This window comes from Nocardia ninae NBRC 108245, assembly GCF_007990755.1.
GTDB lineage: Bacteria > Actinomycetota > Actinomycetes > Mycobacteriales > Mycobacteriaceae > Nocardia > Nocardia ninae.
The window spans coordinates 26,041-38,286 of the sequence record NZ_BJXA01000003.1 but is presented as its reverse complement, the minus strand read 5'-3'; the positions used below and the strand labels follow the sequence as shown (position 1 = coordinate 38,286).

Annotated in this window: 10 protein-coding genes; 7 read left to right on the top strand and 3 right to left on the bottom strand. The window is 66.9% G+C overall.

Annotation, left to right across the window (positions count from 1 at the left end):
- Window positions 1-17: 17 nt before the first annotated feature.
- Entirely contained in the window at window positions 18-728 is a 711-nt protein-coding gene (locus tag NN4_RS03925; protein ID WP_147128597.1) for a TetR/AcrR family transcriptional regulator, read from the bottom strand.
- Between the two features lie 99 nt (window positions 729-827).
- Between NN4_RS03925 and NN4_RS03920 the strand changes: the two genes are divergently transcribed.
- Window positions 828-1,727 carry an AurF N-oxygenase family protein gene (locus tag NN4_RS03920; RefSeq protein ID WP_147128596.1) on the top strand — a complete coding sequence of 300 codons (900 nt, stop codon included), beginning with the start codon at window positions 828-830 and terminating at the stop codon, window positions 1,725-1,727.
- Window positions 1,724-3,490, top strand: a complete 1,767-nt coding sequence (locus NN4_RS03915; RefSeq protein WP_147128595.1) for a DUF4873 domain-containing protein — start codon at window positions 1,724-1,726, stop codon at window positions 3,488-3,490. The genes NN4_RS03920 and NN4_RS03915 overlap by 4 nt, the downstream gene beginning before the upstream one ends.
- Window positions 3,491-3,500: 10 nt before the next feature.
- Here the strand turns inward: NN4_RS03915 and NN4_RS03910 are convergent, their stop codons facing one another.
- Entirely contained in the window at window positions 3,501-4,325 is an 825-nt protein-coding gene (locus NN4_RS03910) for an SDR family oxidoreductase (protein WP_147128594.1), read from the bottom strand.
- 65 nt (window positions 4,326-4,390) lie between these two features.
- On the opposite strand from NN4_RS03910, the gene NN4_RS03905 reads away from it, so the two are divergent.
- On the top strand, window positions 4,391-4,729 hold the full coding sequence (locus tag NN4_RS03905; RefSeq protein WP_222594973.1) for a winged helix-turn-helix transcriptional regulator: 339 nt from the start codon (window positions 4,391-4,393) through the stop codon (window positions 4,727-4,729).
- Window positions 4,730-4,755: 26 nt separating this feature from the next.
- Entirely contained in the window at window positions 4,756-5,037 is a 282-nt protein-coding gene (locus NN4_RS03900; RefSeq protein WP_147128593.1) for a DUF427 domain-containing protein, read from the top strand.
- Window positions 5,038-5,116: 79 nt separating this feature from the next.
- Here the strand turns inward: NN4_RS03900 and glnA are convergent, their stop codons facing one another.
- Window positions 5,117-6,550 (bottom strand): type I glutamate--ammonia ligase, encoded by a 1,434-nt coding sequence (gene glnA / locus NN4_RS03895; protein ID WP_371865616.1) that lies wholly within the window; start codon window positions 6,548-6,550, stop codon window positions 5,117-5,119.
- A gap of 306 nt (window positions 6,551-6,856) precedes the next feature.
- Here glnA and NN4_RS03890 point away from each other — a divergent pair, with 306 nt between their 5' ends.
- The 3 genes from NN4_RS03890 to NN4_RS03880 all read left to right on the top strand — a co-directional run bounded on the left by NN4_RS03890 (window position 6,857) and on the right by NN4_RS03880 (window position 11,761).
- Window positions 6,857-8,479 (top strand): right-handed parallel beta-helix repeat-containing protein, encoded by a 1,623-nt coding sequence (locus NN4_RS03890; RefSeq protein ID WP_147128591.1) that lies wholly within the window; start codon window positions 6,857-6,859, stop codon window positions 8,477-8,479.
- 283 nt (window positions 8,480-8,762) lie between these two features.
- Window positions 8,763-10,568, top strand: a complete 1,806-nt coding sequence (locus tag NN4_RS03885) for an AMP-dependent synthetase/ligase (protein WP_147128590.1) — start codon at window positions 8,763-8,765, stop codon at window positions 10,566-10,568.
- 20 nt (window positions 10,569-10,588) lie between these two features.
- Complete coding sequence (locus tag NN4_RS03880; RefSeq protein WP_147128589.1) at window positions 10,589-11,761, top strand: PucR family transcriptional regulator; 1,173 nt, start codon at window positions 10,589-10,591, stop codon at window positions 11,759-11,761.
- The last annotated feature ends 485 nt before the right edge of the window (window positions 11,762-12,246 follow it).

The window sequence follows — 12,246 nt, the reverse complement described above, 5'->3', positions numbered from 1 at the left end:
GATCGCTGGGCCCGGAATTACTCGGCGCGCAACGCTTCCGGGCGGGCCAGTAGATCGCCGACGACCACGTCGCGTTCCAGTGGCACGCCGAGGCTGCGGGCGTTGCCCTCGAAGAGCGCGAGCACCGATTCGGTGAGGATGCCCTCGACCTGATCGGAGGCGAGGGTGCTGTTGGTATCGGCGCGCCAGCTGTTCACCACGCCGTCGACGAAACCGATGATGCCGAAGGCCATCGGACGGGCGCGGCCGGGGTCGATGCCGAAGCGGGACAGCCAGAGGGCGAACAGGTCGGCCAGCCGGCCGCCGATCCGGTCCTTCGCCCCGGCCAGCGACGAATCACCCTGCGGCGATGCGCCGCCGATGAAGCGGTGCAGGTTCGGGTGGCGTTCGACCCAGCGGACGTAGGTGCCGACGGCGCCGCGGACGGCGTCGCGCACGGTGCCGTCGGGGTGCAGCTTCGGCATGATCTGCGCCAGTAGCGATTCCAGGATCTGGCGGCGGATCTGCTCGTCCAGATCGGTGCGTCCGTCGAAATGCCGGTAGACGACCGGGCGGGGCAGGTTGAGGCGGTCGGCGATCTGCTGCACCGACACCTCGACGCCGTGCTCCTCGATGACGGTGATCGCGGCGTCGATCACGTCGGCCCGGCGCTGCGCCTTGTGCCCGTTCCAGCGGGTCGCGCGCCCGTCGGAGACGGGAGGCTCGAGGTTTCCGCTGGTCGTGGTCACAGAATCACGATACCCGCACGACGGTTGACTGCGACAGAGTGTCTCACTAATCTGAGTGTGACAGCTTGTATCGGTTAGTCGACATGTTGGAGAGCAGTCATGGGCAACGAAGCCGCACTGATCCCCCAAGAGTCCTTCGCGCAGCGCCTCCTGGCCGGATCGGTCAAGAAGTCCTACGACCCGGTGGTCGACATGGACTGGGACGCGCCGCTCGATCCGGACAAACTCTTCCTCCCCGCCGAGGTGGTCTCGTTGTACGGCACCGAGCTGTGGGAATCGCTGACGCCGCAGCAACAGCGCGAACTGTCCCGCCAGGAACTGGCGAACGTGCTCTCGGTCGGCATCTGGTTCGAGAACCTGCTCAACCGGCTGCTGTTGCGCGAGTTGCTCGCCGACGACCCGACCAGCAGGCATTCGCATTACACCCTCGTCGAGATGGGTGACGAGTGCAGGCACATGATGATGTTCGGCAAGCTCATCGACCGCATCGAGGCCCGCCCGTATTGGCCGCGGCGCGCGGGCAGGCTGGTGATCGGCGTGCTGCCGCTGTTCCTGCGCGGGTCGATGACCTGGGTCGGCGCGCTGGTCGGCGAGGAGATCTTCGACGCGATCCAGCGGCGCACCCTCGACGATCCGGAGTTGCAGCCCTTGGTGTCTCGCGCGATGCGCATTCACGTCACCGAGGAGGCGCGCCACATCGGCTTCGCCAGGGACGCGCTGGCCCGCATGGTACCGACCATGTCACGCGCCGAACTCGCTTACACCAGACTGTGTGTCGCGATCGCGGCGCCGCTGTTCGTCTACCTGCTGACCAACCGGCACATGTACACCCGCGCCGGTCTGGACGGACGCGCGGCCCGGCGGATCGCCACCAAGAATCCGGACGCCAAGAAGGCGCTCGGCATCGGCGCCGCGAATCTCGGTGTCTTCCTGCAGAAGCAGGGCCTCATCGGGCCGGTCGGCGAGTGGATCTGGCGGCGGCAGGGGCTGCTCGCATGATCGAGAACCCCGAAATCGTCGTTGTCGGTGCCGGTTTCGGTGGTATCGGCATGGCCATCGAGTTGCGCAAGGCGGGCATCGACGATTTCGTCGTGCTGGAGAAGGCCGGCGAGATCGGCGGCACCTGGCGGGAGAACACCTATCCCGGCGCGGGTTGCGACGTGATGTCGCTGATGTATTCGTACTCCTTCGAGCCGAACAAGCGGTGGACGCGGATGTTCGCCCGGCAGCCGGAGATCCTGGACTATCTGCGCCGCACCGTCGACAAGTACGACCTGCGCAGGCACCTCCGCCTGCACGCCGAGGTGGTGACCCTCGACTTCGACGACGCAGCCGATCGCTGGGACGTCGGCCTCGCGGACGGGCGGCACTTCCACCCGCGAGTGGTCGTGATGGCACCCGGACCACTGCACGAACCATCGGTGCCGGACTTCCCCGGACGGGACACCTTCCGCGGCAAGACTTTCCACTCGGCCGAGTGGGACCACGACTTCGACCTCAGCGGCAAGCGGGTCGCGGTGATCGGCACCGGCGCCAGCGCGGTGCAATTCGTGCCGCAGATCGCCAAAGAGGCGGCGCACGTGACGGTGTTCCAGCGAACTCCGCACTGGATCGTGCCGAAACCGGACCGCCCGCTTTCCCCCGTGGAACATCGGGTGTTCCGGTATCTGCCCGGCGCGCAACGGCTCTACCGCTGGGCGATCTACTGGGGCTACGAGTCGCTGATTCCCGCGTTCATGAACCCGGAGCTGATGCGCCGGGTGGAAACGGTCGCCCGCGGCCACCTGCACCGCCAGGTCCGCGATCCGGAGCTGCGCGCTCGGCTCACCCCGGACTACCGGCTGGGCTGTAAGCGAATCCTGGTGTCCAACACCTTCTATCCCGCGTTGCAGCGGGACAACGTCGAGTTGGAGAGCACGCCCATCGCCGGCATCACAGAGTCCGGTATAGCCACCGTCGACGGCGCCGAGCAGCCGTTCGACGCGATCATCTACGGCACCGGCTTCAAGATCTCCGACCGATTCGCCGACCAGCACATCGTCGGCGCCGACGGCCTCACCCTGCAACATGCTTGGCGCAACGGAGTGGAGGGGTTCCTCGGTGTGGCGGTCAACGGGTTCCCCAACCTGTTCCTCATCGTCGGCCCGAACTCCGGCGGCGGGCACCAGTCGATCGTCTTCATGATCGAGGCGCAGGCCCGCTACATCCGGCAGTGCGTCGAGTTGCAGCGCAAGACCTCCACCACCCGGATGGAGGTGCGGGCGGCGACCCAGCACGAGTTCAACCGCCGCACCCAGGCGAAACTGGCTGGGACCGTATGGAATTCGGGCGGCTGCCAGAGCTGGTACCTGGACGAGCACGGCGTCAACCGGGCCGCATGGCCGGGTTCCAGCGTGTCCTACTGGCGCACCATGCGCCACCCGGACCCCGGCCACTACGACCTCACCGTGGCCGCGGATCGCGAACCGGCACACGAGTATTCGGGCCCCGCCACGCTCGACTCCCCCGGTTCGCTACTGCCGGTGACGGTGACGCTCAGCGGACACGCCGACCCGATCGATGGCCGGTACCACTGGTATGGACGCATCCGGGCCGCCGACGCGGCCGACCTTCCCGATCCCGGCCGCGCCGAGGTGTTCCTGACTCTTCCCGGCCGCTTCCCCACCGCGGGGCGGCTACAGGAGCGCGACCCTTGGGGCAACCTGCGCATCGTCGGTGTCGGTGACCCACCGTTCGCGCTGGAGCCTGCCGAAATCCATTGAGCCGGAAGGGTTATGCCGTCCATTCCTGCCGCGCGGTCCACTGCGCGGGAGTGGTGGTCGTGCGCCACACCAGTTCGGCGGGTAGCGGAGGCGGCGGTGCCGCGGCAGCCTGCTCGTAGATGCCCGCGACGGCTTCGGCCGCGGTTTCCCCGATGACCGGAGCCATCAGGCGGCCGTATTCGGCAGGCGGCACCTGCACCCAGCGCACCGGACGTCCGACCGCCGCACCCACGGCGGCCGCGAGCTCGTCACCGGTGACCGCCGCCGGGCCGGCCGCCAGGGTGACCCCGTCGTCCATCCCGCCGGCCAGCGACTCGGCGACGCGGTCACCGATGTCGTCGAGCGATACCCACTCATCGGGGACGCCCGCCCGCAGCGGGTAGGCCACCTCACCGCCTTGCGTGATGCGCTGAATCGACCACGGCTGCAACAGATTCTCCAGATAACGACCGGCGGGCCCGATCGTCGTCCCGTACGCCACCGCACCGGGCAGTTCCCGCATGAGGTGCACTCGCGCGTCGATGAAGGGCACCCCGATCGGCTCCGGCGGCAACCCCGTCGCCGGGTTGAACACTGCCTGCTCGATGTCGGCTTTGGTCAGCGCGGCGAGGATCGTCTCGGCATACCGCACGACGACCGGTTCGAACAGCAGAGGTAGTTGAACGAGGACCGCGTCCGCCCCGGTGTACGCCGAGACCAGCGAATCGATATCGGACAGGTCGGCATTCCGGGAGTTGAGCGGCCGAACCGACCATCCTGCCGCGGCGAGCCTATTGCTTATCGCCGCTCCTTGCGCCCCGGTGGCGCCGTGCACTGCAATCGTCTTGGTTGTCATGCCAAGAGTCTGCGCGCGATACTTCCCATACGGAAGTACGCACGTTTCTCGCATATACTATGCAAATGGAAAGTATCCAGGTAGAGGCACCGATGACACCGGAACAGTGCCCCGTCACGCGCACCCTCACGCTCGTCGGCAGCCGCTGGACACCCCTGGTCATCTACCACTTGCACGCAGGCACCCACCGCTACGGCGAACTGCAACGCGCCCTCCCCGGCATCAGCCCGAAAACCCTGGCCGACCGCCTGCACGTTCTCGAACGCCACGGCCTGCTCACCCGTACCGTCTACCCCGACAAGCCGCCACGCGTCGAATACACCCTCACCCCGAGCGGTCACCGCCTCGGCAACATCCTCGACTCGGTCGCCGACTGGGCCGCCGAACCCGACGTCACCATTTGACCCCGCGATTCGGGCAGAATCGAACCATGGCAACGGCAACCTGGCAGGGTCGCATCCTCGCGAGCAGCGACGACACGATCATCGTCGAAGGCAACCACTACTTCCCGCCCGACTCGGTACACACCGAGTTCTTCCAACCGTCGCAGTCCCACACGTTCTGCCCGTGGAAGGGCACCGCCAGCTACTACACCGTCGTCGTCGACGGTGAAACCAACGAGGACGCAGCCTGGTACTACCCCGACCCCAAGCCGGAGGCAGCCCAGATCAAGGACTACGTCGCCTTCTGGCGCGGCGTCGACGTCGCCTGAGAGTCGCCCAAGCTCTGACATCCGCACGCGTGTCAGCGCAACGATTCGTTGTGCGGCACAGGGCGGCAGGACTTCGCGCTCACACGTCGAAGTAGAGCTCGAACTCGAAGGGGTGTGGGCGGACGTTGATTTCGGCTATTTCGGTGTCGCGCTTGAGGCGGATCCAGGTTTCGAGGAGGTCGTCGGTGAAGACGTTGCCTTCGGTGAGGTAGTCGTGGTCGGCCTCCAGGCGGTCGATGACGCTGGCGAGGCTGGGTGGGGTCTGGGTTACCTCGGCGGATTCCTCGGGGCTCAGTTCGTAGAGGTCCTTGTCGATGGGGGCGGCGGGCTCGATCTTGCGGCGGATGCCGTCGAGGCCGGCCATCAGCATGGCGGCGAAGGAGAGGTAGGGGTTGCCGGAGGAGTCGGGGCAGCGGAACTCGAGCCGCTTGGCCTTCGGACTGGTTCCGGTGACCGGAATGCGTACTGCCGCAGAACGATTGCGCTGGCTGTAGACAAGGTTGACGGGCGCTTCGTAGCCGGGGACGAGCCGTTTGTAGGAGTTCACCGTGGGATTGGTGAAGGCGAGCAGTGAGGGCGCATGCCGCAGCAGTCCGCCGATGTAGTGGCGCGCCAGGTCGGACAGTCCGGCGTAGCCAACCTCGTCGTAGAACAGCGGATCGCCGTTCTGCCACAAGGATTGGTGCACGTGCATGCCGGAACCGTTGTCCCCGAAGAGCGGCTTCGGCATGAAGGTGACGGTCTGGCCCTCGGCCCACGCGGTGTTCTTGATGATGTACTTGTACAGCTGTAGATCGTCGGCGGCGGCCAGCAAAGTGTTGAACTTGTAGTTGATCTCGGCTTGGCCCGCGGTGCCGACCTCGTGGTGCCCCTTCTCCAACTCGAAGCCCGCGTTCTGCAAATTGCTGCACATACGGTCGCGCAGGTCGACCTCGGCGTCGTAGGGCGCCACCGGGAAGTAGCCACCCTTGGGGCGCACCTTGTAGCCACGGTTGAGCGTGCCGTCGGGGTTGTATTTCTGGCCGGTGTTCCAGCTCGCCGACCCCGAATCCACCTCGTAGAAGGCACCGTTCATCTTCGTGTCGTAGCGAACGGCATCGAAGATGTAGAACTCGGCTTCCGGGCCGAAGTAGGCGGTGTCGGCAATCCCGGTGCTCCGCAAATACTCCTCGGCCTTGCGCGCGACATTGCGTGGGTCGCGACTGTAGGCCTCACGGGTGTGCGGGTCGTGCACGAAGCAGTTCATGTTCAACGTTTTCGCCGCACGGAACGGATCGAGCCGGGCGGTCCGCAGATCCGGGAACAGCAGCATGTCGGACTCGTGGATGGACTGGAACCCGCGCACCGACGAGCCGTCGAACGCGATCCCGTTCTCCACCAGGTCCTCGCCGAAGGCGACGGCCGGGATCGAGAAGTGCTGCTGCACACCGGGTACATCGCAGAATCGGATGTCGACGTAGGCGACTTCCTCCGCGCAGATGTACTCCAGTACTCCCTCGGTAGTCGGCTTCATCACGACTCACTCCTCGCACGCGCGGCATCCGCGGATCGGCGAGGCGGGCCCATTCCATCGTTCGCGCTCGAGAGGTCGCGACAGGTCCGGCTCGCCGAATCCACCATACGACGCCGCACTCGGCATCGGAGGTGAATCGCTTGGGCGGACCATGATTCGGCACCACCTGCGGGTTCGGCACCGGGCATCGGCACAAAGAACGACCGTCAGGTTCGGCATTCTGCCGATACCACCCGGTCGGGTGATGGGGTGGGCTGGATCACACGGCGGTGCGCGGCACCGTCGAGATCGATCCGGAAGGCCCCGATGAAACTGTCTCCGCCGCAGCTCGCCGCGGCGAGCATGCTCTGCTGCGCGCTCACCGTCAGCACGGCACCGATGCACGCGTCCGCCGAGCCCGGCCGGACCTGGTACGTGAGCGCGACGGCCATGGCTGGCGGGAATGGCACGGAGGCAACACCTTTCAATACACTGCAGGCGGTCCAGCAGGCTTCGGGTGACGGCGACACGATCGTCGTCCTGGCCGCGCCACTCGGCACCCCACCGCTCGATGGCGGTATAGCACTGAAGCAGGGCCAGCGCCTACTCGGCCGTCACGACCCCGGCGGCGTTGCGGCCGTGGCCAACACGACCACCGCGAACGACAGTGACGCGGTCCGCCTCGCCCCGAACACCGAAGTCCGCGACCTCACCATCACCGGCGCCCAGCGCGGCGGCATCTACGGCCGCAATGTCGGCACCGCGGTCGTCGCGGGCAACACCGTCGCCGCCACCAATCGCGCCTGCCACGACGGCTTCCTGGTGCAGCCCTTCCCGCCGATGCTCGGAGTTCCGTTCGGCACGCCACTCCCCGTCGCGCCGAATGTGGTCGCACTGAACAACGGCTGGGCCGGAATCATGATCGACGCCGACGCCGACGCCAGCACGCTGACCATCGAGCGAAACATCGTGCGCGACACCGCGTGCGGCGACGGCATCGACGTCCGCACCACCGGCACCGCACAGGTCACCGCCGCCATCACCGACAACCTGACCGAGAACATCAATCAGGGTCTCGCCAAACTCTCCGTCCTCGCCGTCGGCATGCAGAGCACCGGAACCTCCGCCCTGACCGCCACGGTGCGCGGCAACACCCAGCGCAATATCGCGGTTCCGGCCAACGACGCACTCAACGCCGCCGCCGACAGCGAAGGCATTTTCGTCAATGCGGCCGAGCGCGCCCGTATGCGAATCACCATCGACCGCAACAGTTATCGCCACGGCGGCGGCCATTTCTCCGCCAACGGAATCGAATTCGTCACCAGCAACGGCACCCCCGACAGTGAAGTCACCCTCACCAATAGCGAATTCATCGATGTCCCAGGCGATATCGTGGAGAACCTCAATCTGAGCGCCGAGGGCGCCCGCCACGTCATGACCATCGACGGCCTCACCGCGTCGCGCTCCAGCTTCGTCGCCGCCCTGCTGAACCCGTATGTGCCGGGCAATCTCGGCAGCTGCCTGTTCTCGGCCAGCTTCGGCCGGGACAACACCACCGCGCTGACGCTGCGCAATGCCCACCTCAGCCAATGCAGCGCCGACGGCATCGGCATCTACGCCTACTCCCCCAGCGGTCCCGCACCCGCGACGGCGACCATGAGTTTCGACATCGCCGACACCACCGTCACCGATGCCGCGGTGGCCGACCTCCAGGTACACACCGTCGGCGATCTGGCCGAGCTCACCGGCAAGGTGGAACGGTCGCGCTTCAGTGGCGACATAGTGCTGAGCCAGCGCAACAGCACCCTCGGCGCGGGGTCGGTGGTCGACTTCGGCGGCGGCCGCCTCGGCAGCGCGGGCGGCAACTGCTTCTCGCCCGCCACCGAGGCCGCCCTGGCGGCGCCGAACCTACCCCTGGAGGATCCGGGCTCCTGGCCGATCTGCGGCTGACCCTGCCATCGAGCTGAGTCGAATGGTCGTTGCCCAAGATCAACTAGCGACCATTCGACTCTGCTGATCTTCGATGGCCGAACACCGGCAGCCCGCCGCTGGGCGCGAGTGACGCCAGAGCCCGAACTTTGGTCGAGTGCACAATGCCGTGCGCCACACTCTGCGCGTTTGCCGCTAGCGCACACACTCGCTCATGCGTTCTGCTGATAGATGACGATGAGGTCATCCGCGTCCCCCAGACGATCGGGATGACCTCAGCCCTTCGCTAGCAGAGGTTAGGTTCTTGGTTTCATCGACAGTCCCGGCGGCCGCCCGCCCGGACACGCTGTGTGCGGCGTTCCAGTCAAACGTCGCGAAGTACCCGGACGCGGTCGCGCTGCGCACCCTCGGCGGTGCCGTCTCCATCACCTGGCGCGAGTACGGCGAACGGGTGCGAACCATCGCGACGGGGCTCGCCGCGCTGGGCATTACCTCCGGCGACACGGTCGCGATCATGCTGACCAACCGCCCCGAGTTCCACCTCTGCGACACCGCCATCCTGCACACCGGCGCGACGCCGTTCTCGGTGTACAACACCAACCCGGTCGACCTGCTCGTCTACCAGTTCGGCAACGCGCGCAACAAGGCCGTCGTCTGCGAACGGCAGTTCGCGCCCAAGATCCTGGAGGCGGTGGCCAAGGCCGCCGCCGAGGGCATCCACGTCGAGCACGTGATCTGCGTGGACGAGGCGCCCGACGGCACGCTCGCGCTGGCCGACCTGGAACAGCGCACCGCCGAGGGTTTCGATTTCGACACCGCCTGGCGCAAGGTGCAGCCGGACGATCTGCTCACCGTCGTCTATACCTCAGGCACCACCGGGCCGCCGAAGGGCGTGGAACTCACCCACACCAACTTCATCGAAAACGCCCGTGTCCTGGAGACATTCGGCGGTGGCGGCCCCGACGACCGGGTGATCTCCTACCTGCCCGACGCGCACGCCGCCAACCGCTGGTTCGCGCATTACCTGACCCTGCTCGAGGGCTGCCAGATCACCACCGTCCCCGACTTCAAGCAGGTGGCAACGGCTTTGGCGGAGGTGCACCCGAGCGTGTTCCTCGGGGTCCCCCGGGTGTGGGTGAAAGTCAAAGGCGCACTGGAGGAACGGTTCGCGACCGAGTCGCCGGTCAAGCGCCGCCTGATCCACTGGGCGGTCGACGTCGGCCGCAAGAAGGCCCGCGCCACCTCCGACGCCCGCCCCCTCGGCGCCCTCGATCGGCTCCAGTACGCGCTCGCCGATCGCCTGGTGCTCACCTCGATCCGCGCCGGGCTCGGCCTCGATCAGGTCCGCATCGCGGTCACCGGCTCGAACGCCATCCCGCCGGAGGTGCACGAGTTCTTCCTCGGGCTCGGCATCCCGCTGTGCGAGGGCTACGGCATGAGCGAATGCACTGCGGGCGCCACGCTCAACCCGCCGGAGCGGGTCAAGATCGGCACGGTCGGCACCCCGCTGCCGGGTGCCGAGGTCAAGCTCGCCGACGACGGTGAGGTGCTGGTGCGCGGCAAGATGGTGATGCGCGGCTACCGGGGCGACCCGGCGAAGACCGCGGAGACGATCGACAGCGACGGCTGGCTGCACACCGGCGACATCGGCAGCATCGACAGCGACGGTTACCTCTCGATCATCGACCGCAAAAAAGAGCTCATCATCAACGCGTCCGGCAAGAACATGTCGCCGGCCAACATCGAGAACACGGTCACCGACAACTGCTCGCTGATCGGCACGGTGGTGGTGATCGGCGAGCAGCGGCCGTTCAACACCGCGCTGCTGGTGCTCGACCCCGACCTGGCCGCCGCCTACGCGCAGCGGCACAACCTGGCGGGCAGCACCGTCGCCGAGCTCGCGAAGGACCCGCAGATCCTGACCGCGATCGACGAGGGCATCGCCGCGGCGAACAGCAAACTGTCCAGGGTGGAACAGATCAGGAAGTACATCGTGCTCCCCGAGGTATGGGAGAACGGCAGCGACTACCTGACCGCTACTGGCAAACTCAAGCGAAAGCCCATTTCCAGCGGCTACACAGATACCATCGAGGCCTTGTACTCGACCTAAGTCCGGGAAGAAGAACCAGCATGATGCCATCGCGGACTCGGGTGTTCGACGATCTTCATCGACGGACCACGTCGACTCTCGAAGCGTTCTACGCCGCGCTGCCGCCGTACCAGCGGCTGCCGCAATCCATGGTGGAGACCGACTTCGCCCGGGGCACCAAGCTCAACGTGGACCTGTTCTTCGAGTATCTGCGCCGCGGCGAGGATCCGTCGGAAGAGGACACCAGGGAACTCGTCGAGCTCGCGATGGATCGGTTGCGCGACGGCACCCCGCTGCCCGAGGTGCTGGAGCGCTACCGGTTCGGGGCGGCGTTCCTCTGGGAGCGATTGCGCGCCTCGGCCGGCCCGGCCGAGCGCGAGCTGCTCTTCGATGCCTCGCTCGCGCTGCTGAAGTACGTCACGCTGGTCACCTCCCGGATCGCCACCGCGGCCACCCAGCGCGTGCACGACCCGCGCTGGGAGCTGCTGGAACGCAGGCGCGGCATCGCCGACGCGCTGCTCACCGGCCGCGACCCGGTCGAGTGGGCGAACGATCCGGTGATCCCGGTGGCCGACGCCTTCCTCGTCGCGGTGTTCCGCCTGTGCGGCACCCGCGGCGGGCCGGCATCGGCGCTGCGGCATCGGGTGGAGGCGATTCCCGGGGTGTTCCTCCGGCTGGACGCGGGCGGCTGGACCGCGCTGATCCCGTTGCAGGCGGGTGACGACGGCTCGGCCACCCTGTCCGGGCTCACCGCGCGGCTGCCCGCCCAGGAACCGGCCGAACCGCCACCGTATTGGGTGGGGGTCGGCGCCGCCCGCACCAAGGACGCGATCCCGCCGATGTACGCCGAGGCGCGGGTACTCGCCGAACTGGGCCGCTGCCTCACCCGGCGCGAAATCCTGTGCCGCAGACAGGATTTACAGTTCGAATACACGGTCGCGGTGAGCGACGCGGCCCGCCCCGGACTCGCGGCGGTACTCGCGCCGCTGGACCCGCAGCCCATGCTCGCCGAAACCCTCGAGGTATTCGTCGACAGCGGCTTCAATCAGCTGGCGACGGCCCGGCAGCTCAATGTGCACCGAAATACGGTGACCTACCGGCTTTCTCGGGTAAACGAGCTGACCGGCCTCGACCCGCACCGCCCGGCCGACGCCATGACTCTGTCGGCAGCACGGCTGGCGAGGAGACTCGAATCCGCCTCATTTGCACCGTAATTCGCGCTTTCGCACCGCCCATAACGCGCCACAATTCGGCGATCGGCTGCAACGCGCCGAATCGGGACGGCATTGCGCGTAATCGCCCGCGTCGCACCGCAATCCGCACCAAGACTGCAATCCGCGCGTCGCACCGCAATCTGCACCAAGACTGCAATCCCCCGCAGCACGCCGCAATCCCCGACATGACGCCGCAATTCCCGACACCACCCGCTACCCCAGCGGCGCACCGCAAACAGCGACTCGCCTCAGAGCCCGCTGGCGTTGTGCCGTGTCTAAGTGCGCCACCTGCGAACCCGCTGAGCACCACAAATTTAGGCACTTTCCCAAAGACTCGTCGACTCCTCTAGCGAATTGCCAGTGTTGCGGCACCCCGTTTATGCGTTGTGCTGAAGGGCGACGATGAGGTCAGGCGTAGCCACCGCACCTCCGGACACAATCCGGGGTGGGTTGGCCCGACCCGGCACTCGAACCGCGGTACCGGC